The 24,339-nt window shown below is 29.7% G+C and carries 18 protein-coding genes; 15 read left to right on the top strand and 3 right to left on the bottom strand.

Annotation, left to right across the window (positions count from 1 at the left end):
- Positions 1-175: 175 nt before the first annotated feature.
- The 13 genes from hsdR (at position 176) to GQS57_RS02790 (ending at position 18,895) form a co-directional block, all read left to right on the top strand.
- Positions 176-2,545, top strand: a complete 2,370-nt coding sequence (hsdR, locus tag GQS57_RS02850) for an EcoAI/FtnUII family type I restriction enzme subunit R (protein WP_165731004.1) — start codon at positions 176-178, stop codon at positions 2,543-2,545.
- The gene (locus GQS57_RS02845) at positions 2,545-3,975 is read left to right on the top strand and encodes a class I SAM-dependent DNA methyltransferase (RefSeq protein WP_165731002.1); all 1,431 of its coding nucleotides are present in this window, start codon (positions 2,545-2,547) and stop codon (positions 3,973-3,975) included. Before hsdR ends, GQS57_RS02845 begins: the two co-directional genes overlap by 1 nt.
- A 1-nt stretch (position 3,976) precedes the next feature.
- Positions 3,977-5,686, top strand: a complete 1,710-nt coding sequence (locus GQS57_RS02840; protein WP_165731001.1) for a restriction endonuclease subunit S — start codon at positions 3,977-3,979, stop codon at positions 5,684-5,686.
- 48 nt (positions 5,687-5,734) lie between these two features.
- Complete coding sequence (locus GQS57_RS02835) at positions 5,735-6,130, top strand: hypothetical protein (RefSeq protein ID WP_165730999.1); 396 nt, start codon at positions 5,735-5,737, stop codon at positions 6,128-6,130.
- 15 nt (positions 6,131-6,145) lie between these two features.
- On the top strand, positions 6,146-6,937 hold the full coding sequence (locus GQS57_RS02830) for a hypothetical protein (protein ID WP_165730997.1): 792 nt from the start codon (positions 6,146-6,148) through the stop codon (positions 6,935-6,937).
- A 76-nt stretch (positions 6,938-7,013) separates the two neighbouring features.
- On the top strand, positions 7,014-8,195 hold the full coding sequence (locus GQS57_RS02825) for a PD-(D/E)XK nuclease family protein (RefSeq protein ID WP_165730995.1): 1,182 nt from the start codon (positions 7,014-7,016) through the stop codon (positions 8,193-8,195).
- A 206-nt stretch (positions 8,196-8,401) separates the two neighbouring features.
- On the top strand, positions 8,402-10,417 hold the full coding sequence (locus GQS57_RS02820; protein WP_165730993.1) for a dynamin family protein: 2,016 nt from the start codon (positions 8,402-8,404) through the stop codon (positions 10,415-10,417).
- The gene (locus tag GQS57_RS02815) at positions 10,401-11,039 is read left to right on the top strand and encodes a hypothetical protein (protein ID WP_165730991.1); all 639 of its coding nucleotides are present in this window, start codon (positions 10,401-10,403) and stop codon (positions 11,037-11,039) included. Before GQS57_RS02820 ends, GQS57_RS02815 begins: the two co-directional genes overlap by 17 nt.
- Positions 11,040-11,042: 3 nt before the next feature.
- Positions 11,043-14,159, top strand: a complete 3,117-nt coding sequence (locus GQS57_RS02810) for an ATP-binding protein (RefSeq protein ID WP_165730989.1) — start codon at positions 11,043-11,045, stop codon at positions 14,157-14,159.
- A gap of 3 nt (positions 14,160-14,162) precedes the next feature.
- On the top strand, positions 14,163-14,942 hold the full coding sequence (locus tag GQS57_RS02805; RefSeq protein WP_165730987.1) for an HNH endonuclease: 780 nt from the start codon (positions 14,163-14,165) through the stop codon (positions 14,940-14,942).
- The gene (locus tag GQS57_RS02800; RefSeq protein ID WP_165730985.1) at positions 14,943-15,368 is read left to right on the top strand and encodes a hypothetical protein; all 426 of its coding nucleotides are present in this window, start codon (positions 14,943-14,945) and stop codon (positions 15,366-15,368) included.
- A gap of 118 nt (positions 15,369-15,486) precedes the next feature.
- Complete coding sequence (locus GQS57_RS02795; protein WP_165730983.1) at positions 15,487-17,583, top strand: RecQ family ATP-dependent DNA helicase; 2,097 nt, start codon at positions 15,487-15,489, stop codon at positions 17,581-17,583.
- 1 nt (position 17,584) lies between these two features.
- Positions 17,585-18,895 carry a DNA-processing protein DprA gene (locus tag GQS57_RS02790; RefSeq protein ID WP_165730982.1) on the top strand — a complete coding sequence of 437 codons (1,311 nt, stop codon included), beginning with the start codon at positions 17,585-17,587 and terminating at the stop codon, positions 18,893-18,895.
- Positions 18,896-19,043: 148 nt separating this feature from the next.
- On the opposite strand, the gene GQS57_RS02785 is transcribed toward GQS57_RS02790, so the two are convergent.
- The 3 genes from GQS57_RS02785 to GQS57_RS02775 are packed head-to-tail and all read right to left on the bottom strand — an operon-like array spanning position 19,044 to position 21,247.
- On the bottom strand, positions 19,044-19,421 hold the full coding sequence (locus tag GQS57_RS02785; RefSeq protein WP_205860182.1) for a DUF6527 family protein: 378 nt from the start codon (positions 19,419-19,421) through the stop codon (positions 19,044-19,046).
- 4 nt (positions 19,422-19,425) lie between these two features.
- Positions 19,426-20,610 carry a ThiF family adenylyltransferase gene (locus tag GQS57_RS02780; RefSeq protein WP_165730980.1) on the bottom strand — a complete coding sequence of 395 codons (1,185 nt, stop codon included), beginning with the start codon at positions 20,608-20,610 and terminating at the stop codon, positions 19,426-19,428.
- Positions 20,585-21,247, bottom strand: coding sequence for a multiubiquitin domain-containing protein (locus GQS57_RS02775; protein WP_165730978.1), 663 nt, complete (start codon positions 21,245-21,247; stop codon positions 20,585-20,587). The genes GQS57_RS02780 and GQS57_RS02775 overlap by 26 nt, the downstream gene beginning before the upstream one ends.
- A gap of 425 nt (positions 21,248-21,672) precedes the next feature.
- On the opposite strand from GQS57_RS02775, the gene GQS57_RS02770 reads away from it, so the two are divergent.
- Both GQS57_RS02770 and GQS57_RS02765 read left to right on the top strand, forming a co-directional pair.
- Positions 21,673-22,746 carry an ImmA/IrrE family metallo-endopeptidase gene (locus GQS57_RS02770; protein WP_165730976.1) on the top strand — a complete coding sequence of 358 codons (1,074 nt, stop codon included), beginning with the start codon at positions 21,673-21,675 and terminating at the stop codon, positions 22,744-22,746.
- 219 nt (positions 22,747-22,965) lie between these two features.
- Positions 22,966-24,084, top strand: coding sequence for a Fic family protein (locus tag GQS57_RS02765; protein WP_165730974.1), 1,119 nt, complete (start codon positions 22,966-22,968; stop codon positions 24,082-24,084).
- Positions 24,085-24,339: the final 255 nt, after the last annotated feature.

Below are 24,339 nucleotides of genomic sequence, written 5' to 3'. Positions count from 1 at the left end.
ACTATTCTTAACAGAATCATCAAATATAAAAAATAGGTATTGAAGGTGGTTCTAAATTGTAGTTCTGATCCTTTATACATTTCTATAAATCTAGTTTTATAGTTTTACGGAAATCCATAATTCTATATCGGTTCGTTTGCTTACTTTAGGGCTTGAAAAGAAATTGTTACCAAGCATGAATAAAAAAGATTTAAGCGAAAGAGATATTTGTACTAAATTTATTAATCCAGCCATTCAAAAAGCAGGTTGGAATATGAGAACTCAAGTGCGTGAAGAAGTCTCTTTTACGGATGGTAGAATTATTGTTCAAGGTAAACTATATACAAGAGGAAAAAACAAGCGAGCAGATTATATCCTATATTATAAATCAAACATTCCAATTGCAATTATTGAAGCAAAAGACAATAAAAAAGCAGTCGGACATGGAATGCAACAAGCATTAGAATACTCAGAAATTTTACAAATCCCATTTATATTTACTTCCAATGGAGATTCTTTTGTTTTTCATGATAAAACAAATACATCAGGTGAATTAGAAAAGGAATTAACTTTAGACAACTTTCCTTCGCCTGAAACATTATGGCAGAAATACTTAAAGCATACTGAAATTGAAACTCCAGAAGCTAAAGCCATTGTAGAAAAAGACTATTATGCTGATGATAGCGGAATGACGCCAAGGTATTACCAACAAAACGCTGTGAATAGAACGTTAGAAGCGGTTGCTAAAGGTCAAAACAAGATTATCTTGGTCATGGCAACAGGTACAGGTAAAACCTATACTGCATTTAATATTATTTGGCGTTTATGGAAAACAGGCGTTAAAAAACGAATCTTATTTCTAGCTGATAGAAACGCTCTACTAACACAAACAAAAAACGGAGATTTCTCCCCTTTCGGAAATGATATCATGCATATTATTAAAAACAGAAAGATTGATAAATCTTACCAAATATACTTTGCCCTTTATCAAGGTCTAACAAGTACAGACGAAGATAAAAACGCTTACAAAGAATTTAGTCCAGACTTTTTCGATTTAATAGTAATTGATGAGTGCCATCGAGGAAGTGCAGCAGAAGCTTCAGCATGGAGAGATGTATTAACCTATTTTGATTCTGCAACACAAATTGGTTTAACAGCAACTCCAAAAGAAACTAAAGATGTTTCTAATATGGATTATTTTGGTGAACCTGTTTATAATTACTCTTTAAAACAAGGTATTGAAGATGGCTTTTTAGCACCTTATAAAGTAGTAAGAATTACAACTAGTGTAGATGAAGGTTGGAGACCTACTGCAGGTTTAATTGATAAATATGGAAATGAAGTAGAAGACCGTATTTACAATTTAAAAGATTACGATAGAAAATTAGCGATTGATGAACGTACAGAAATTGTAGCAAAAAAGATTACAGAATATCTTAAAGCTACAGACCGTTATGCAAAAACCATTGTGTTTTGTGTAGATATAGATCATGCTAATAGAATGCGACAAGCATTGATAAATGAAAATGCAGATTTAGTTGCTAAAAATTGGAACTACTGTGTAAAAATTACGGGTGATGATGAAGTTGGAAAGCAAGAACTCGATAATTTTACCGATGTTGAAGAACGTTTTCCTGTAATAGCAACAACCTCTAAAATGTTGACTACAGGTATCGATACTAAAATGGTTAAGTTTATTGTTTTAGAATCCAATATTCAATCGGTTACAGAGTTTAAGCAAATTATTGGTCGTGGTACTCGAATTAGAGAAGCGGAAGGCAAAGTGTTTTTCACGATTATGGATTTTAGAAAAGCCACTAACATTTTTGCAAGACCTGATTTTGATGGTGATCCTGTTCAAATTTACGAACCACTGCCTGACGAACCTGTAATACCACCAGAAGGGGAAGATACAACACAACCAGATAATGGAGAATCAATAGATCCTGAAGATTTTAGACCTACAACACCAGACATTGATATTGATGACACCACAGATGGTGTAGCAAAATATTACGTCAATCAAATACCTGTAACTATAGTGCATGAGCGTGTACAGTATTACGGAAAAGATGGAAAACTAATTACAGAGTCATTAAAAGATTACTCTAAAAAAAATATTGAAAAAGAGTTTTCATCATTGGATGATTTTATTCAAAAATGGAATGATTCCGAAAAGAAAGAAGAACTCATAAAAGAGTTGGCAGAACATGGTGTCTTATTAGAAGCATTGCGTGAAGATGTTGGTTTAGATCTAGATGATTTCGATTTAATATGTCACATAGCTTATGATCAACCACCATTAACAAGAAAAGAACGCGCTAACAATGTGCGCAAACGAAACTATTTTGCAAAATACAGTGCAACTGCTCAAAGAGTATTGTACAGTTTATTAGATAAATACGAAAAAGAAGGCATTACATCCATAGAACAAGGATCTGTATTAAAAGTGCAACCTTTAAGCCAAATGGGTTCTCCTGTAGAATTAGTGAGAGCTTTTGGGAAAAAGAAAGATTTTGACCAAGCAGTAAAAGAATTAGAAAACGAAATATACAATATAGCTTAATGAGTAACATAACAACAAACATAAAAGGAATACGCGATATCATGCGTAAAGACACAGGAGTAGATGGAGATGCACAACGTATCTCGCAAATGGTGTGGATGCTTTTTATGAAAATATTTGCCGATAAAGAAGAAGAATGGGAAATTACTATTGACGGTTATCAATCTCCAATTCCTGAGCACTTAAAATGGCAAAATTGGGCAGCAGATGATGAAGGCTTAACTGGTGATGCTTTAATGGAGTTTATAGAAAACGAACTCTTTCCTGCATTAAAAGAATTAGATATTACGTTAAGCCCACAAGCTAAAATTATACGTTCGGTTTTTGATGATACATATAACTTTATGAAAAACGGAACACTATTCCGTCAAGTAATAAACGTGATTAACCAGATAGATTTTAACGACTCTAAAGAAAGCCACGTATTTAACGATTTGTACGAAACCATATTAAAAGACCTACAATCTGCAGGTTCTTCTGGTGAGTATTACACACCAAGAGCCGTAACGCAGTTTATGGTAGATATTATTAATCCGCAATTGGGCGAAAGCGTATTAGATCCTGCTTGTGGTACAGGTGGTTTTTTAACATGTACGATTGACCATGTTAGAAACCAAGTAAAAGATTATACAGAAAGAGACGTATTACAAAAATCGATACGTGGTATTGAGAAAAAACCATTACCGCATTTACTATGTACTACCAATTTAATGTTACACGGTTTCGATTTACCAGTAGTGCGTAGAGATAATTTACTAAGCAAACCCTATGCAGATTGGGGAACCAAAGACAAGCTAGATATTATATTGTCTAATCCTCCTTTTGGAGGTGTAGAAGAAGATGGTACCGAAACCAACTTCCCTAAAAAGTTTAGAACCAAAGAAACAGCCGATTTATTTTTAGCCTTAATTATTAAGCTCTTAAAAGATAAAGGACGTTGTGCTATTGTATTACCAGATGGTACGTTGTTTGGCGAAGGGATGAAAACTCGCCTTAAAGAAGAGTTGTTAGATAAATGTAACCTACATACCATTGTACGTTTACCAAATGGTGTATTTAACCCATACACCAGTATTAAAACCAACTTGTTGTTTTTTGAAAAAGGCACACCAACCAAAGAGGTTTGGTATTACGAACACCAATACCCAAAAGGAGCAAAAAGCTACAATAAAGGAACGCCAATTAACATTAAAGAGTTTGATGTAGAAAAAAAGTGGTGGAATAAACGTGTAGAAAATGAATACGCTTGGAAAGTTTCTATTGAAGATATTAAAAAGCGTAACTACAATCTAGATATTAAAAACCCACACCAAGAAGTCGATACTTTAGAAAGTCCTGAAGTTATTTTAGAAAAATTTAGAACTACAGAGCAAAAAATTTCTAGCATACAAGACGAAATTATAAACGTTTTAAATGAAGCTTTAAAGTAATATGCAACTACTCCAACACTTTAAAGAATTAACCATTCGTCCTAAAAATGCGAAAGAATTAAAAGGATTGATTTTACAATTGGCAATACAAGGGAAATTGACTGCGAATTGGAGAGAACAAAATAAAGATATTGAACCTGCTTCGGCATTATTAAAAAGAATACAAAAAGAAAAGGAACTTCTTGTTAAGGAGAAGAAAATAAAAAAAGAAAAAGCACTAACTAAAGTAACTGAGGGAGAACTTCCATATGAAGTACCTAAAAGTTGGACGTTCACAAGACTTGGAATTTATACACACAATTTTGGACAAAAAACACCAGATAGAAATTTTGAATACATTGATGTTGCTTCAATAGATAATCAACTGGGAATTATTAAGAGTGATTTAAATATTTTAAATCCTGCGGAAGCTCCTTCACGAGCTAGGAAAATTGTACAAAAAGGATGTGTAATCTATTCAACTGTTAGACCATATCTTTTAAATATAGCTTGTGTGGATAGGGATTTTGAGAATGAAGCTATTGCAAGTACAGCCTTTTCAATATTAAATCCAATTTTAGGTTGCTCACCATTTTATTTATACCATTTATTAAGGTCTTTTTATTTTATAGAATACGTTAATACTTTTAGTAAAGGAGTTGCTTATCCTGCAATAAATGATAAAAATTTATTAAATGCACCAATTCCAGTTCCACCACTAGAAGAACAAAAGGAAATCGTAAAAGTAGTAGAAACCCTTTTTAAAGAAGTAGAACAATTAGAGCAATTAACGGCAGCACGTATTGGTTTAAAAGAAGATTTTGTAACGTCTGCATTAAATCAACTTACCACCTATAATGCTAAACAAAAATGGACTTTTTTACAAGACCATTTTAAAAGTTTCTTTAATGAAACCACCAATATTAAAAAGTTACGAGAAACGGTTTTACAATTAGCAGTACAAGGAAAACTCACAGCAGATTGGCGAGCTAATAATCTAGATACTGAAGATGCAAGTGTTTTATTAAGACGTATTCAAGAGGAGAAAGTAAAACTGATCACAGAGAAAAAAATAAAGAAGGAAAAAGTTTTACCTAAAATAACCAAAGAGGATATTCCTTATGAATTACCTGAAGGTTGGGTTTGGTGTAGATTAAATGAACTTACAGAATTAATAACGAAAGGTTCATCTCCCAAATGGCAAGGTGTTCAATATGTTGACGAAGGAGAAGGAATTCTTTTTGTTACCAGTGAAAATGTTGGAAACTATAAATTACTTTGGAAAAAGAAGAAGTTCGTTGAATCAAAGTTTAATGAAATTGAACCAAGGTCGATATTAAAACGAAATGATTTGTTAATGAATATTGTTGGTGGTTCAATTGGTCGTACTGCTATTTATAACATTGACGAATTAGCAAATATTAATCAAGCAGTAACTATTATTAGATTATTTCCAAAAGTATCATATGATTACTTTTTACATTTTTTTAATAGCCCAACATGTATTTCATATATGTATGATAAACAAGTTGATAACGCTAGACCAAATTTAAGTATGGGTAATATCTCAAAATTCATGATTCCATTTCCACCATTAGAAGAACAAAAAGCCATTGTAGAAAAAGTAAATGCTTTAATGGGTTTATGTGATGCTTTAGAGCAAGAGGTACAACAAAGCCAAGAACATAGTGAGATGTTAATGCAGAGTGTGCTAAGGGAGGTTTTTGAGTAACCTTAATTTATTATAGAATATGAATAGTAATTATAAAAACTTAAAATTATGAATAGAAGTCAATGGGCACTAGCTCTTACTTTATTATCAGCAATTATTGCACATATAAGTGTTTATGTTTCCAATTTAAATTATAAATACATAATCTCTGCATTTGGAGTTTTATTTGCTCTACGTGGCGCTTATTTACTCTTTTTAATGAGAAAAACATTTTCTAAAATTTATGAGTCAACTGATTGGGCTATTAAAGACAAAGATGCGATAATTACAATTCCTTTTAAATCACACAAAAAAGATAACCCATCTATTTTATTTGAATTATTTGAAAATGATAATTGGATTGAAGCAGTAGCATCTTACCAAACAGATAGTATTAATAAAGCTGTAACAATTTCAATTAATAATAGAGAGGACTTGCCTAGAGTAAGAATTACTATTAAATAGTTTTAAAATAAACCAATGGATGATAAAAGCTACGACTTAAATAAATTATTTGATTTTTTTGAGTACTGGGAAGAATACACACACACAACAGAATTTTATAATGAAGGATGGTTGCTAAAAGTATTAGTTTATGCCATTACAGATTTTGGTGTAAAAAATCATGTGCTTTATGTAAATGAAAAAGAACAGTTTTTTAGTGAGGGATTACTACGTAGTCCATTTTTAACAAACGGTAAAAAAAAGCGTTTGGCTGAGAGTCACACGCATGCAGACGGAGCAATAGGAAATTTTACTATTGGAAACGCTAAACATAAAGGTCTTTTAGAATTAACTGGAAACAAATTATATATTTTTGAGGCAAAAATTAATTCTGGATTCTCTACAGGAGTTACTAATGCTTCATTTTATAATCAAGCAGCGAGGTATATTGCTTGTATAACAGAAACTATTGATAAAGCGGGTGAAATAGAAGAGTTAAAGGATTTATCAATTGGCTTTTATTTAGTTGTTCCCGAAGATCAATATAAAAAGAAAAAGAGTTTTGCAAAGTTCTTAAATAAGGAACACATTGTAGATATAGTTGATAGAAGGGTTAAAGAATATAAAGACGAAGCTGATTATGAAGTAAGAGAAGAATGGCTGGAAACAAAATTTAAACCAGTTCATAAAAAGATAGTAATAGAGCCTCTTTTTTATGAAGATATAATTAAAGAATTAGAGGGGTATACATATATAGATGAAATTAAAGGCTTTTATGATTTATGTCTTGTGTGTAATGGTTTAGAACGAAAGTATAATAAAGCCTGAATTCAAAACGATCAATTAAAGCAAAGTGTTTTGATGGAGGTTTTTGATGGGAAGAAAACAGTTAAAGATTAATTTTATGGAGATAGAAAAACTAAATACGTTACTTAAAGAATCTGGAGATATTGTAGAGAAGCATTATATATCTGTAAGAGAAAAAGGAGAAGATTTTAACGTATTTTCCATATTAGGTATGGAAACTAATGAAACCAAAACCCATTCTGCAATGTTGGTTTCGTTATTAGATCCTAAAGGAAATCATTATTATGATGAAAAATTTTTAAGACTTTTTCTTCAAGAAATTGGTTACACTTCTTTTATTGATAGTGATTTAAAAAACGTTAAAGTAAAAGTAGAACATCATTTAGGAAAAATATTAGACGATTTTACCAGTGGAGGTTTTATAGATATATTAATTACTTTTCCTTCTGGCAAAGCCATTGCAATTGAAAATAAAATACATGCAGAAGATCAACCAAAACAAATGTATAGATATAGTTTGTTTAAAGGCAATGATTGTACTTTGTTTTACCTAAATCTTTTTGGAGAAAAAGGTAAACCAACTAAAAAAAGTCTACATACTTTAACCGATAAAGATTTTGAAGTAATAACCTATAAAAATCATATTTTAAATTGGTTAGAAGCATGTTTATCAGTTGTAAAACCAGATTCTATTGTAAAAAATGCCGTTAAACAATATCAAATTTTAATAAGAGACCTTACAAATTCTATGGAAAAAGATTTAGAAAATAACTTTATAACACTTATTCAAAATAATTTAGAAGAGGCAAAATATATTCATTCTCATTATCAAAAAACAGTAGATAGTATAAGAGAAAAATTAAGAAAGGCTGTTTGCGAAGAAATAAATAACTTACAATTAAATGTAAAAGCACGTCTTGGTAATGATATAAACCATAATTATTCTAAAATATGGATTAGCTCTGAAATACTTCATAAAAAGGGAATACAAATTGGTATAGAGTCATTTTCTGGTAAAGGGAATAATAAAGGACGACTTTTTATTGGCATATTTGATAGACAAAAAGCATATGAATCAATAAGAGATGGTGATTTTAGGTTAAGCAATTTTTGGCCTATTGTAAGTGATATTAAAACACCAGAAAAAAATGCCTTAAATTTAAGTAGTACATCTATTTTAGAAAAATTAAATAATAATGATGAGTACTATTTTGAAAACATGGTAGCTACTATAGTTCATCAAACAAAGTCTTTTATCGAAACATACGGCAATATATAAATAGAGATTAAAGGTGATTATTTGAAAAGAAGGCTGTCATGGAAAAAGTAAATGCTTTAATGTGATGTTTTAGTACAAGAAGTATAACAAGGCCAAGAACATAGTGAGATGTTAATGCAGAGTGTTTTAAGGGAGGTTTTTGAAAATTAATGTTTGATTTTCAATCGAAAAAATAAAATAAAAAAATTGATTATAAAGGAAAATAAATGATGATTAAAACAACAACAAATGAATTTGAAAAAAGCTGTACGCTTGTAAATTCTATTATTTCAGAATATAGAAATATTCGAAAAGAATATAATATTCCTGATGATGGTTTTAATAGTAGAACTATTGAAGATATAGCTAAACCTTTTATTAAGGGGTATTTTACATTAGCTATAGTTGGTAAAGTTAGTTCAGGTAAATCTACATTTATAAATGCTTTATTAGGTTGCAAAGATTTACTAGCTGTAGGGCATGATCAGACAACTTGTGGAATTACTACTATTGAATACGGAGAAAAACCAGAAGCCCAAATAAGTTTTGGAGATAATAGTAAAAAAGAAATAAAAGGAAGTGATTTTAATCAAGAACTAAAAAAATACGTAGCAATTCCAGAAAAATTTCATGATTTGCCAGTGAACGCTATTGATGAAATGATTCTTGCAGGTTTTACCTTTGACAAAATATGGGAATCTAGAAAAGAAATAGAAGAAAAAACATTGTGTTCAAAAATTGATAAAATTTTATTAAAGGAACTGGTGGACTCTAAACCCAAAAAAAATGTAGTAGTTAGTATTGAAATAAAATTCCCTTTTAATGAAGAGTTAAAAGGTTGGCGTATTATCGATACACCAGGAGTAGGTGCTATTGGAGGAATAGAAGATACTACTAGACAACTTTTAGAAAAGAAAAAAGAAAATGGCTCTAGAGCAGTTGACTCTATTATTTTCCTGCAAAAAGGTAATGAGACATTAGATCAAACGGACACTAAGAAATTTGTTCAAGACCAACTTGATAACTTTACAGATGAGGACAAAAAACGTTTATTCTTTGTTTTAACACATGCAAGTGATCAAAATTTCTTAGTTAATAAAGAAAATAAATTGAATAGCCTTAAAAAGAATTATAACAATCAAATAAGCCGCCTTTCTTATGTGGATAGCTTTCTGTTTTCATTTATAAATGAGCTTCAAAATATCGATATTGATTTGAAGAGTTTAATGGAAGATGATTTTGTTCTTAAAAATTGGGATGAGAATGAATTAGAAGAAATTGGAACCATATTATATAGAGCAAAAAGGGAGTTGAAGAAAGATAAGGATACCGTAAATAATGAAACCTTACATCGTAAAATAACCGAATGGGCTAATTTTGACGTATTCAAATCAGAAATCAATCAATTTGCTGAAAAAGAAATTACTCAAGAGCTTGCTAAACTTTTCTTTCTAATTAATAGCGATTATTCTAGTTTCGTTGAGAGATTAGAAAAAGATAACACGCTTCTAAAAGAAGGAACTAAGGCTCTTGATAAAGCTATAGAAGAAATTTTAAAAAAAAAAAATGAATATAGCAACTCTATGAGAGCAGCTAGCCAGGAAACATCAAGAGATCAAATCGTTAAAAACTTCTTATTTATAGATAATGAATTAGATAAGGTTAAAAACCAAAATAGTATTGCTAGTATAAGAACCATAATCACAAATATTTATGACAATGTTTATTCTAAGGAAAAAGAAGTTTTTTCGAATATTATAAATAGATACAGGTCTTTTTTAGGAAATATAGAATTTAATGATACCATCATACAATCTATTGATTTCGGGCAAATAGAAAAGAATGCTTCAGCTGGTAGCAGAGAAAGATATGAAGTTACACCTGAGCAGACAATAGAAGGAGGATGGTGTGAAGAAGATAAAAAAGTAGCAGCAAAATACGATACTAGAATAAATGAAACTAAAAAGCTCCAAGCATTTAAAACAGTAGCCTTAAAAGAAGCTAAAAATAATAGAAGAATTTTTGAAAAGCAAATTAAAACAAAAGCTGACAATATTGAAAAGGCTATAACTGAAGAATTAAGTAAGAAAATCAATAGCGAAGAAAAGAGATTAAACGAATTAAAAGGGAAGATGAATAATTCCCAAACAGAAATAAAAAATAACTCAGAATTAATCTTAAAAATAAAAACTACGTTAGAAAATTCACCATTAAAAAAAGACAGCTATGGAAGATCAAATTAATAGTTTTGATTTTGATTATGTGCGACTTGAAGATGATGTTAGAAAGTTAGCAAATGATTATTTATCAGAAATAACAGCAGAAAATATAAAAATGTTCTCAGAAGGTATTAAAATAGTTGGCGAAACAACTCTAGAGAATTATTACTTATCAATAGACAAACATTATTCAGAAGGCATATTTAAAATTAGGGATGAAAAAGTATTGTCAGAATTTATTGATTTTGCAACAGGTTACCGTTTTTCAATGAAATCATGGGCTAGAGAAAATGAAATAAAACTTAAAAAAATAGAAGTACCAAATACTGAAAGACCTAAAAACCTTACTTATAACAAACAGCGCCCAGCAATCATTTTGGGGGTTGGTACACTTGCTGCGGTGGGTGTTTATATATTTAGTAATATTTGGATTGCTTTATTGACTGAATTATTAGTTTTAGGCACTACATCTAAAATAATTAAAAAAGAAAAGAAGCTTAACTATGAATTTGAATTAAAAAAATATGAAATTCAGATTGAGACAGAAAAAGAAGAACTAATTAATGGATTGATTGAAGATATAAAAGAATGGCTTAGAAAAGCTGAGACTAACTCTAATGAATTATTAAAAAAATTTAAGGTATAACTTATGAAGGACCATAGTTTAAAAAGCATCTCTGAAGAGCCAAACCAAACAGAGATCGTTGAGCAAAGTCGTACTATGTTTGATGCTCTTGTTACTCGTGATTATCTTCAAGAACTTAATAATTGTGAGGTGCTACCATTAAATGAAGAAGTGTCAATTTCTCCTATAAGATGGTATAAAATAGATAAAATTGTAGTTGAATCAGATGTGTTTTTCTCTGATAAATTATCAATGTTGTACATGTCTTTACACAAAAATGCTAAAAGTGTAATATTGGTATTAGATAAACAGAACAATGGTAATATTGAACTTTTTATTGGTGCAAGAGATATAGAAGGCTCCAAAAATGTTTCTGGAGAAATACTTAAGGCTGGAATGGAAGGTTACTTTCCAGGTATAGGTTTAAAGAATACAAAACCTAGTGATGTTAATTACACTCATCCAAATATTACTTCGGTGTCAGCCATCGCATCGTTTAGAGATGATAAGAAGGAAAATTTTGTTCAAGGTCTTGAACGCTTGATTAATGCAACCTCTTCAATTTCTAAATTTCGTTCTTATTTTATTGCAGATAGCGTTAATCATGAAGATTCAAAATCTATGATTGATGCATTCAATAATCTTTATACTAGTCTATCCCCTGCTTTATCTTTACAAAACAGCTATCAAGAAAGTGAAAGTAATGGTATTTCAGAATCTTTTACAGAAAACTTCTCAAAATCTATAGGAGATTCATTGTCAAAAACAGTAACTCATACAAAAGGTTTTTCAGAAACAGTAACCGAAGGTACAAATGAAAGTAAAGGTACAAATAGTGGTAACAGTGTTGGAGGATTTGTTGGAGGCGGGATTCCAGGCTTAATGGGAGGGGCTTCCTATAATAGAAATTGGGGTAAGTCTTCTACCTCTGGCACGAGTAGTTCTGAAGCAATTGGTAAAAACTTTTCAGATTCAACAGGGCATCAATCAGGTAAAACCAGATCAGAGCAAAGAGGTGAATCTGAACAAAAGGGAACCAATAAACAGATTACTTCAGGTACAACAAAACAGATTACATATAAAAATAGGTATGTTCAATTTTATCTAGATATTTTAGATAAACAATTAAACCGTTTACAAAATGGTTCTCCGTTTGGTTTATGGTCAACATCTGTTTATTTTATGGCGAATGATTCTACTACAGCGCAACAATTAGCTAATATATATAGAGGAGCTATAATTGGGGAGGAAAGTAGCCTAGAAACATGCGCTATCAATTTATGGCAAAAAGAAGCAGCAGCAAATCAGATAGTAAAATATTTAAGTAAAAGTATTCATCCTGTTTTTAATTATAACAATCAACTTGTAACTGCCGGATCTGTTGTTACAAGTAAAGAACTTGCCATTCATTTATCTTTCCCTCAGTCAAGTGTACCAGGAATTATTGTTTCGGAACAAGCTTCTTTTGCAAGGAATGTTTTTACTAAAACAAAACAAGAAGATGAATCTCATCAAATTTGTCTAGGAAATATTTTACATATAGGTAAACAAAGTGAGCAATCGGTAACACTTAATTTAGACGAATTAAAGAAACACGTTTTCGTTACAGGAACAACAGGTAGTGGTAAATCTAACACCATGTATCATCTCTTGAATCAGCTTGATCTGAAAGGAAAGAAATTTATGGTAATTGAACCTGCAAAAGGAGAATATAAGCATGTTTTTGGGCATAGAGATGATGTAACTGTATATAGTGCTTCTCCTAAATTTGGTAAATTATTACAAATTAATCCTTTTGAATTTCCGTTGGATTCAATTGATGTGTTAGCACATATTGATCAGTTAGTAGAAATTTTTAATGCATGTTGGCCTATGTATTCAGCAATGCCAGCTGTTTTAAAAAATTCTATTATTTCTGCATATGAAAAGTGTGGTTGGGATTTATTAAAGACTAAAAACAAATACAGAACGAATGACCAACCAATATTCCCAACGTTTGAAGATATAATTGTTTGTCTGAAAGAATATATAAATGAATCGGAATATTCTGCAGAAATCAAAGGAAATTACAAAGGAGCTCTTGAAGTTAGATTAAATGATCTAAACAGTGGTTTAATGCAATATATTTTGTCAGGAAGATCTATTTCTGATGAAGATTTATTTAATAAAAACACCATAATAGATTTAAGTACTATTCGTTCTACCGAAACTAAATCTTTAATAATGGGGTTTCTAGTAATGAAACTAAATCAATTTAGAATTGATGAAGGAGGAATGAATAAAGACTTACAGCATATTACCATAATTGAAGAGGCTCATAATTTACTAAAAAGAACATCAAGTTCTCAAAGCATGGAGTCTGATAATTTAGCAGGAAAATCTGTAGAGATGATTTCTAATAGTATTGCCGAAATGCGTACCTATGGAGAATGTTTTATTATTGTTGATCAATCCCCATTACTATTAGACCCTTCTGTTATAAGAAATACTAACACCAAAATTGTAATGTCATTGCCAGAAGCTGATGATCGTAATGTAGTTGGTAGATCTATGGCTTTGAATGATAAACAAATTGAACAAATAGCAAAACAAAGTGTTGGTGAAGCTATAATTTACCAAAATAGTTGGGAAGAAGCTGTTCAATGTATCGTATCAAAAAGTGATTATGATGATAATTTAATTTACAATGAAAAGTTTGATATACCAGATTATCCAGAACGAAAAATAAGAAATTGTATTGTAGATTTTTTACTATACCCATACACTAAAAATACTTTAGACTTAAAAGAAATTTCAAATTGTATTGCTCAGGATAATATACCATCCTCTATTCGTGTTCAATTATTAAAGTATCTAGAAGAATTCAATCAAAATGAAAATCTAAAAATTTGGGAAAAGAGTAAATTTCATAACCTGTCATCAGTAATTTCTCAATATTTAAATATTGATAAAGAACTAGAAAAAATTAAAAATCAAATAACCGACCTTAATCAAGTAAAAAAATTAAAATTATTATTTGATAACCTTCTAAGTGAAAAATTTGAAAGCGATATTGATGAAAAGACTATATTCTTTGTCCAACAAGGCTATTTTAAGAGGCTTAACAATGAATACTATAATGAATGGAAAAAAATATTTTAAATTATGGAAGAAGCTTTAAATAAAAGTGCCGTATCCGTAGAAAAAACTGAGACAAAATCTAATATTGAGAACACAAATACTATCAATGATAAATCATCAATTGATAATTTAGAAAATAATGTAGATGAAAATTTAAAACCTACAAAAGTTCCGGAAAATGATAGTGTTTTTGTTGATGAGTTCCCTGATAAAAAAAATACTGTAGCAGATAAAGTAGAAAACAATGATACTATTTTTGTTGATGAGTATCCTGGAAATAAAAAAACTAATTTAGATTCACCTTTAATTCCTGCTGAAACTTTAGATAGATCAAATCATATAGAACAAAAACAAGATGGTTCCTCAAGAATACCTATTAGTAAAGGAACTTGGAGCGGAGAACCAGGTAATTCTGATTGGAAACCAGATAATACCTATATCCCCCTAAAAAATAATCCTGATGGTGCAAACTGGAAAGAACTAAAACAGCCTCATAACATTGATTCAATTACATTTAAAGAAGGGTACCCCGACTTTACTCCAATTGCGAAAGCTGAAGTTGAAATTGATAATTTCACCTCTAAAAGGTATGGTAAAGGAGCTAATTTTGATCAAGCAGATACAAAACTAGCAGAACAAAAAGGATTGACTAAAGAACAAATAGTTCAAGATCGAATGGAAAATGATTTTACTTGGCACGAACATGAGAATTGTAAAACAATGCAATTAGTTCCTTGCGAAATACATAATAATATTTCTCATAGTGGTGGTATATCAGTTATTAAACAAAAAAATAAAATATAGATGGAAGATAAAGTAATTGGTAAATTAGAATTTAACACAGGTTGGTCTAAATTTGAAAATATAAAGTTATGGGACAAAGATTATAAATTAGAACTCAGGTTTTCTTCGAATATTGAAGAACAACCAAACAAATTACAACAATCGGAATATATAAAATTTAAAGAAAATATAAGTGAAATTAGCACAAAATCTAAATTTGCTTTTGATAAATTTATAGAGCAAGAAAAAGAATACATTAAACAACAGTTAGGAGAGAGTGTATCATTAAGATTTATAGATTTGGTAATACTAAATGAAGTTTTATTTTTTCAAAGTGGTAAAACGGCTTTGTTATTCGATGTGGAATGGACTGATGAAGAGGTTGTTTTACTTTTAGGAAATGAAATTTCAATTGATTATGGAGAACAAATTGACGGGGAGGTTTAATATTATATTTAGATTTTAAGTTATTGGAACATGTGTTTTCAGTAGGATTTGAGAGAGAAATAAACTAAAAAAGAAAAATGAATTAAGAGAAACAATTGCTAAAAAAAAAGAAAAAACTATGAGTAAAGAAAGAGCATTAATGATGTTGCGTAGGTCAATAAATATACCAACAGCAACATTTAGAGAAGGTCAATGGGAAGCCATTGAAAAACTTACTATAAATAAAGAAAAATTGTTAGTTATTCAACGAACAGGCTGGGGTAAAAGTTTAGTTTATTTTATAAGTAGCAAAATATTAAGAGAACAAGGTAGAGGTCCAACTATTATTATTTCACCATTATTAGCCTTAATGCGTAACCAAATTGAAGCAGCAGAACGTTTAGGTCTTAAAGCCGTTTCTATAAATTCAACAAATTTTGATGATTGGAAAGCTATTCAAAATGAAGTTTTAAAAAATAATATAGATACTTTATTAATTTCACCAGAACGTTTAGCTAATGATCTATTTATGGATGAAATTCTGTTTCCAATTGCAGATAAAATAGGTTTGTTTGTAGTAGATGAAGCACATTGTATTTCAGATTGGGGTCATGATTTTAGACCAGACTATAGACGTATTGTAGGTATTTTAAAAGCGATGCCAAGTGGTATGCCTATTTTAGCTACAACAGCAACTGCGAATGATAGAGTAGTAAATGATATTGAAGAACAGTTAGGAGGAATTAAGACTATTAGAGGCGGATTAACAAGAGCAAGTTTAAAACTACAGAATATTAAGTTGCAAGACCAAGCATCACGTTTAGCTTGGTTAAAAGAGAATATTCCTAATATGGATGGTAATGGTATTGTATATGTTTTAACAAAACGTGATGCTAGAACTGTTACACAATGGCTAAATGATTGCAACATTGATGCAGCGGCTTATTATTCGGATGTTAAACATGATAATTTTGATGACTCTACTGCATATAGAGAATTTTTAGAAGATTCATTATATAATAATGAGATAAAAGTTTTAGTAGCTTCTACTGCTTTAGGAATGGGGTATGATAAACCAGATTTAAATTTTGTTATTCACTTTCAGGCTCCAGGATCTATAATTGGTTATTACCAACAAGTTGGTCGTGCAGGTCGTGCAATAAAAAGTGCTTACGGTATTTTATTATCAGGAGAAGAAGATGCAGATGTTCATCGCTATTTTAGAGAAGGTGCATTTCCTCCAGAAGAAACAGTAGAAAAAATTTTAGAAGTTATTGAGGATCATGAAGGTTTATCTGTGCCTAAATTACAAGAATTTTTAAATGTAAAATCTAGTCAAATAACAAAAACAATAAAATATTTGAGTGTTGAGCAACCTTCTCCAATAGTTAAAATTGGTAGTAAATGGCAAAGAACAGCCATTAATTATTCAATGGATACTGATAAAGTTGCAAGATTAACAAATCAACGATTATTAGAGTGGCAAATTGTTCAGGACTACATTCAAACAAAAGAGTGTTTAATGCTATTTTTGCAAAATGAATTAGATGATGTAAATTTAAAACAATGTGGACAGTGTGCAAATTGCTTAAATGAAAATATTTTACCAAATATAGCATCTCTTGGAAATGTAATGGAAGCTTCTATATATTTAAAACATTCAGAATTTGATATAAGACCAAGAAAACAAACAGTTAGTAATGCTTTACCAGAATATAATTGGTCATATAGAATACCACAAAACCAACAAGCGGCTATTGGTAAAGTCTTATCTAGATGGGGTGATGCTGGTTGGGGGAAAATGGTTGCAGATGATAAGCATCAAGGTCATTTTAGAGATGAATTGGTAGATGCAATGTATGATATGATTACAAAAAGATGGCAACCAAATCCTTTGCCAGAATGGTTAACATGTATACCATCTTTAAGGAACCCAAAATTAGTACCAAATTTTGCGGAAAGGTTGGCGGCAAAATTAGGAATCCCTTTTAGGCCGATTATTATAAAAGTGAAAGATACTGATCCACAAAAAGAACAAGAAAACAGTTATCATCAATGTAAAAATTTAGATGGAGTTTTTCAAATAGAAGGTGATGTTCCAAATAAACCTGTATTTTTGTTTGATGATGCTGTAGATTCTAGATGGACTTTTACCATAGCAGCAACATTATTAAGAAAAGCGGGTTCAGGAATTGTAATTCCTATTGCCTTAACATCAACATCAGTAAGCGAATAGAATGATTTCAGAAAGAACAAAAGCCATATTACTACTTACATCTTATTTTTCAAAAGATTTAGATAAAAAGAATAAGCCATTAGCTTTATTGGAATGGAATAGGTTTGTGCGTTGGTTGCAAGAAATTAAATTAAAACCAGAAAACCTATTGACAGTTGATTTAAACAATCTTTTGAAGAACTGGGAAGATAAATCTATTGACAAAAATAGGATTATAGCATTGCTAGATCGTAAAATGGCATTAGCTATTAAATTAGAAAAATGGTCTAAGGCAGGTATTTGGGTAATTAATAGGGGGGATAAAGAATATCCTGCAAGTTTAAAGAATAATTTAAAAGATCGTGTTCCTCCAATACTTTTTGGGGTTGGTAATAAGGAGCTTTTAAATAAAAATTATATAGGAATTGTTGGTTCTAGAAATTTATCAATTCAAGATATAGATAATACTAAATATGTTGTTAAGCAAATTGTAAATCAAAATTGTGGTGTGATTTCTGGAGGTGCAAGAGGTGTAGATGAACACTCTATGGTTGGTGCCTTGTCTTTAAAAGGTTATGCTTTAGGAATACTTGCAGATAGTCTTTTAAAAAAATCTTCCTCCAAAATATATAGAGAAAGTATTGTTGATAATAGATTGGTTTTAATTTCTCCCTATAATCCAGAGGCTGGTTTCAATGTTGGTAATGCAATGGGTAGAAACAAATTAATTTACTGTACCTCTAATGCAACAATAGTTATTAAGGCTGAAACAAAAGGAGGAACTTGGGAAGGAGCAAAAGAAAACATTAAAAATAAATGGGTACAATTGTGGGTTGTTAATTCTCAAGATAAAAAACAGAATAAAGGGAATGAGGCTGTTGTCAAGTTAGGTTCTAAATGGCTTCCTGATGATTTAAAGATAAACATAGAATCCTTAGCTATAAAATCATTTAACACCCAAATTGAAGTTAAACAGGGTAATTTATTCAATGAAATAAAAGAGAATAAAGGTGAACTTGATAAGAGAAATGATCAAAAAAATAACTTAGATAATAAACATCTACCAAAAACAGACTCTAAATTAGAATTAAAGCAAGTTGGTATAAATTTTAATGAAGCATCTCTTTTTGAAATATTTATTCATAAACTATATACTACTTTTACAGAAAACGAAATAAATAAAGAGAAAATAGCAACTCATTTCGAGCTAACCTCAAAGCAAACGGATGAATGGTTGAAATTGGGAGTTGAAAAAGAATTGTTGAATAAAAAAACAAGACCTGTCAGATACTTCATAAATAAAGATAGATTTAAATTTATTTTTAAAAGTTAATTCACTGAAATAAAAACGGGTTATATTGCAGCTTGTTTTTCGACTTCTAAGAAAAAAATGTATTGATTTATAGTTGAGGATCTCTTTAACATTATACTAAAAATAAAAAAAGGAATAACTATTTTAGTTATTCCTTTTTCTTTCAACATTAATTAATCATTTTTAAATACTTAAAGATTTTAGTAATAAAACCATCTTCTTTCCTTTCACTTTTTTCTTCAAAGAAATCAATAATTTCTTTTTGCTCATTTTGTTGAACTTTAGAAATTTTATCTTCGCTCCAATTTTCAGCCCATACAAATTGACTATCTCTCACCCAATAATGAGATTTACAATCAAAATTCCAATTACCAATAGATGGAGAGAGACTAATACTCTCTCCATTATAGCTATATGACCACTGAATAGGCGTTATAGGTGTCACAACTTTATTTCCACAACCACAAGCACATAAATGAATTACAGTATTATATTCATACGACACATATATAACTCCTTTTTTCAATCGATCAGGAATGAATTTCACAAATCTAGCCTCTAACATCATCATTAATTATTTCATTAACGCTAGAATTATAAATACTACTATATCCATTTCCAATATCATGATAAACCCCATAATGTTGTTTCCATTTTATAACTGCAAAACAAGCATTTAAAGAATTCAATTCACATAGTTGAATATTTGATGAATAAAGGTTTTTATCATCACCCTCATCTTCAAAAGATATTCGATCATTCCATATATGATCTCTAACTCCATCTATACTAAAGTTAACTCTAATAGAACTAAGTAAAGAATTATCTTTATTTATAACCCCTATTCCACAGTCAATAAAACTTATTTTCCGTTCTTCTAAATAGTTAAATATTAGCTTTTTTATATGTCCTTTATCAATAGAGATAAAGATAAAGTCTAAATCTTTTAATAAAATCAAGTTTGATTCTTCTATATACAGACTATGACTAATTATTCCTTGATGTATATTAGAATAATTTCCTTTTTGATAATCAACCTTTTTTAAATTCTGATCTAACACATTTATTGATGTAGCTCCAGGGCTCCTAAAAGCATTATGTTGACAAAATTCATCACCATCAAAAAGATGTATTTCTGAAACACTAGTTTTAGCTATCAAATCCAAAATATAGGAACCTGTTCCTCCTAATCCTATAATACCAATCTTTAAATTAGAAAGCTTATCATTAATAAATTGAATTTCACTTCTTGTCGAATTGGTATCAACATAAGTAAAAGGAGTATTAGACTCAACATCTTTCAAAACACGAAATGTCTTAGCTGTTTCTTTAGGATAAATACTTTGAACATGTGATGTTAACATATTTATATAAGACTCCATTTTATGATAATAGTCCTTATATCCATCTTTAGGTTTGCTAGAAAACATATGATTTATTGCAATAGTTTGCCCAAGACGAGCCGAGTTACTATTGTTTATAATTGAGTTTAAATCAGCACCATTTGCATCACATGGTTTATCTCCAATAAAGAAAACTCTATGATCACGAATTTGAATTATTTGATTATTTAAAAACCCTATTTTTGAAACTAAAATACCCTTACATACAATTTTAGCAGTATTAAAATAAGGAATATTATGAATTAAAAGGTGATTTTCCTTAATTTCAACCTCGTAACCATTGTTACGAAGTTGAATAATATCTAAACTAGGATTTATTAGTTTGCTGTGCATCGAAGACCATTTTAGATTTAACAATTACGTCATTACCTTTAACCAACGTTCCTGATGGTTTTTGACTAACGCCTCTAGTATATGTAACTGTATAAGTAAAACTAGGATTACATCCATCACCGAAAGCTAGTTTTACTATTTCTTCAAAAGAAATAGTCTTTTTATTCCAAGCATGACTCTCTGCATTAACAATTACGCATTGTTGTTCTCTCTCATACAAACAAAACCTAGATTCATTCTGCAACGAAATTTTATGATTTGCATCATTCTTTTCTTTGTACCCAATTTCAGTATTCCCTTTTTTGATTTGAGTTAAATAATAACTATCGTTATTATATCCTGCAAGTTCTAACAACTTTTGAGGAGTTGAAGAACATTCTTCTACTAAATACTCTTTATCATCAATAAAAATTTTTATTGATTTATAAAGTTTAGCAGTTAAATATTCAATTCCTGGATCTGAAAGATCTACCGTTTCCGTTAATTGAATTGGCTCGTATCCTTTATGGTTTGTTTTTAGAAGTAACTCATAGTCTTCTATTGGTGTTAAACAGGCAAGGTCTAAAATATCTTTACCTGTTATTTTTTGCTTAAGAGATGTAAATTTTTCTCCATTAATTTTATATGAATAATTCATATTCTTTTTGTTTTAAATTTAATAATGTCTGTGTATCCTTCCCTAAAGGTTCCTAAGAGTTTAAAAGCTTTTTGACATTGAGACTACACAATAAGTCCTTGCCATTCTAACATTACTAAATATTTGCAATAAAATTTAAAAAGAAATTTGTATGTTTGGAGTGCGAATACAAACTACAGGATTCTGTAGAAATTTTAAAGCTTGGTATATTTTATACTGAGCTTTTTTTATTTATTTTTATTTCATTTTGTGTGGTTTTTATTTTTGTTCTGAAAAACAGAATTTATTTAACAAACTAACTTATGCAAATGTAAATACTTTTTTGATATTTTTTAACTAATTTAAATTAAAAGTTATTAACTTATTTTGTTGAATAGTTTTTTTTTATTAAATTGTAATAATAATTTTTTTTATACATTTGCACCATGAAAGAAATACAGCACCCGAGTGTCTCTTTAACTGAATTAATGAAAGATAAAAACATGTCTCAAAGAGACTTATCTTCTATAATTCAACTCACCCCATCCGTACTAAATAATATATTAGTCAATAAAAAACCGTTTACAGCTGAATTATCTGTTAAACTTGAAGCTGTTGGATTAGGTAGAGCAAAAGATTGGATGGTTAAACAAGCTATGTATGATGTTAACAAAACTGAAATATCTCTTTCAGAAGAAGCAACACTTATTAGAATTTGGAATAATATCCAGAAAATAATTCCTAATAGTTATTTTAGAAAGAAAAATATAATAGACTCAGATATTAAATCAAATATCAAATCAATATTCAAAATATACAATGTTAAAAATTTTGAAGAGTTTTATCAGTACCACGAGGATTATGTTTTTTCTCATTACCGTAAATCTAACGCCTTTAGCGAACAAAAAAATAACGTTATAGCATGGTCTACCTATGCAGAATACGTTGTAAAAGATATTAAAGTTAAAAAATTCAACCTTAATAATCAAACTAACTTAATTAATGAATTAAATATTTTATTTAATAAGAACACCGAAAATTTAATAAAAGACACTAAAAAAACATTAAACAGTTATGGTATTAAATTTGACACACTAGACAGACCCTCCAAAACACCTGTAGACGGTAAATCTTTTATGTCTAATGGCATTCCATCAATTGTTTTATCTCTAAAATATAAACGTTTAGATAATTTTGCATTCACAATAATGCATGAATTAGGTCATGTTTTTCTACACCTTACGGGAAATTATAAAAATCATTCCTTTTTTATTAATAGTTCCAAAAACGACATATTAGAATTTGAAGCGAATCAATTCGCCAGAAATATGTTAATACCTGAATCAGAATGGGAATATTTTGAAATAGCTAATAATGTATTTACCGATGATGTTATTTTAAATTTTGCTAAAAAAATCAAAGTTCACCCAGCTATTGTAAGAGGAAGAGTTTGCTTCGAACATAATAAGTATTATAGAAGAAAATCAGCCATTACAGCAACGAATATAATATCGTATTAATATTAATAAAGATTTCTCTTTTCAATCTTACCTCACTCAACTGCATAAAATTATCATTAAGTCATTACATTTCCTTATCTCAAATCTTTACTTGTTTCGCTTCGTTAAGTTGATTAAAAAAAACATCCAATAATTCAAAATAAAATTTGGGCTATAAAAATAAAAAATATAGCTCAAATTATCATTATATTTGAGCTATAAAAATCATATTTATAGCTCATGGCATATAAAAATTGGAATTGGCTACACAAAGAATGGCCAAATTTTACTTATAGAAAAGAGACTCTTGAACAATTAGAAATGCAATTTTCTAAAAACTCAGGACTCGTATTAGGTGCCATAAGACATATAGAAGGAGTCTCTAAAGATGATTTATTAGTAGAAATACTTAGTGAAGAAGCTATAAAAACTTCAGAAATTGAAGGAGAAATTTTGAATAGAGAAAGTGTACAATCTTCCATTAAAAAAAATCTTGGTTTTACTACGGACAAAAGAAAAATAGCACCTGCAGAACTTGGCATTTCTGAAATGATGGTGGATTTGTATCATAACTTCAATCAACCATTAAGTCATAATCTACTGTTTGATTGGCATAAAATGTTAACCAATGGAAGAAGAGATTTAACAAATATTGGAAGCTATAGAACACATACAGATCCAATGCAAGTTGTTTCCGGAAGGCTTGATAGACCCACTGTTCATTTTGAAGCTCCTCCATCGGACAAAGTGCCTATTGAAATGGAACAATTTATTTTATGGTTCAATCAAGTTCATAATCCTAATAACACAAGTTTATTACCACTTGCAAAAGCTAGCATTACGCATTTATATTTTGTTTGTATTCATCCTTTTGAAGATGGAAATGGAAGAATTGCTAGAGCATTAGCTGAGAAATCTATTGCCATCAGTTCTAAACAGCCTACATTAAGTTCATTATCACACACCATAGAAGGTAATAGAAAAATGTATTACACATCGCTTGAAACAAACAATACAACTTTAGAAATTACCAACTGGTTACAATACTTTAGCGAAACTATTTTAAATGCTCAAGAAAATACTTTAAAACGTGTAGATTTTATTGTAGAAAAAGCAAAGTTTTTTGAACGATATAAAAATCAATTAAACGAACGACAATATAAAGTATCGTTAAGAATCTTTGAAGCTGGACATACTGGTTTTATAGGTGGATTAAGTGCCGAAAAATATACTAAAATTGCTAAAACATCTGCTTCCACCGCTACGAGAGATTTAAAAGATATGGTAGATAAAGGTGTTTTAACAAAAACAGGAACTTTAAAAAGCAGTCGTTATGAATTGAATATAAAAACCATTTAATTTTATATTTATCTTCTTTTACTTGACTAAATCAAACAAAAGAAGACAAAACACTACACCACTACTCCACCCCAACACTCTTAAAGCCTCTTAAACAAATGGAATATTACATATTGTATTGGAAAGTAGATTTGTTTGACTTCACTTAGCCAATATCAATTGTAAAAAACTTAATGTTTAATTTATATTAAAAGATTTTTTAAGTAAAAAATAAAACATACAGTTTCTTAAAAAGACAAAAGCTCCTTAAAATGG

Origin of the sequence: Polaribacter sp. 20A6 (genome assembly GCF_011378915.1) — a bacterium.
In the GTDB taxonomy this organism is placed as follows: Bacteria; Bacteroidota; Bacteroidia; order Flavobacteriales; family Flavobacteriaceae; genus Polaribacter; species Polaribacter sejongensis.
Note: the sequence above shows the minus strand (reverse complement) of the source record. Positions and strands in the feature narration are given on the sequence as shown.

Excerpts from the sequence above, each read along its gene's own strand:
- hsdR (WP_165731004.1), top strand. The coding sequence starts at position 176 with ATGAATAAAAAAGATTTAAGCGAAAGAGATATTTGTACTAAATTTATT.
- GQS57_RS02845 (WP_165731002.1), top strand. The coding sequence starts at position 2,545 with ATGAGTAACATAACAACAAACATAAAAGGAATACGCGATATCATGCGT.
- GQS57_RS02840 (WP_165731001.1), top strand. The coding sequence starts at position 3,977 with ATGCAACTACTCCAACACTTTAAAGAATTAACCATTCGTCCTAAAAAT.
- GQS57_RS02835 (WP_165730999.1), top strand. The coding sequence starts at position 5,735 with ATGAATAGAAGTCAATGGGCACTAGCTCTTACTTTATTATCAGCAATT.
- GQS57_RS02830 (WP_165730997.1), top strand. The coding sequence starts at position 6,146 with ATGGATGATAAAAGCTACGACTTAAATAAATTATTTGATTTTTTTGAG.
- GQS57_RS02825 (WP_165730995.1), top strand. The coding sequence starts at position 7,014 with ATGGAGATAGAAAAACTAAATACGTTACTTAAAGAATCTGGAGATATT.
- GQS57_RS02820 (WP_165730993.1), top strand. The coding sequence starts at position 8,402 with ATGATGATTAAAACAACAACAAATGAATTTGAAAAAAGCTGTACGCTT.
- GQS57_RS02815 (WP_165730991.1), top strand. The coding sequence starts at position 10,401 with ATGGAAGATCAAATTAATAGTTTTGATTTTGATTATGTGCGACTTGAA.
- GQS57_RS02810 (WP_165730989.1), top strand. The coding sequence starts at position 11,043 with ATGAAGGACCATAGTTTAAAAAGCATCTCTGAAGAGCCAAACCAAACA.
- GQS57_RS02805 (WP_165730987.1), top strand. The coding sequence starts at position 14,163 with ATGGAAGAAGCTTTAAATAAAAGTGCCGTATCCGTAGAAAAAACTGAG.
- GQS57_RS02800 (WP_165730985.1), top strand. The coding sequence starts at position 14,943 with ATGGAAGATAAAGTAATTGGTAAATTAGAATTTAACACAGGTTGGTCT.
- GQS57_RS02795 (WP_165730983.1), top strand. The coding sequence starts at position 15,487 with ATGAGTAAAGAAAGAGCATTAATGATGTTGCGTAGGTCAATAAATATA.
- GQS57_RS02790 (WP_165730982.1), top strand. The coding sequence starts at position 17,585 with ATGATTTCAGAAAGAACAAAAGCCATATTACTACTTACATCTTATTTT.
- GQS57_RS02780 (WP_165730980.1), bottom strand. The coding sequence starts at position 20,610 with ATGCACAGCAAACTAATAAATCCTAGTTTAGATATTATTCAACTTCGT.
- GQS57_RS02775 (WP_165730978.1), bottom strand. The coding sequence starts at position 21,247 with ATGAATTATTCATATAAAATTAATGGAGAAAAATTTACATCTCTTAAG.
- GQS57_RS02770 (WP_165730976.1), top strand. The coding sequence starts at position 21,673 with ATGAAAGAAATACAGCACCCGAGTGTCTCTTTAACTGAATTAATGAAA.
- GQS57_RS02765 (WP_165730974.1), top strand. The coding sequence starts at position 22,966 with ATGGCATATAAAAATTGGAATTGGCTACACAAAGAATGGCCAAATTTT.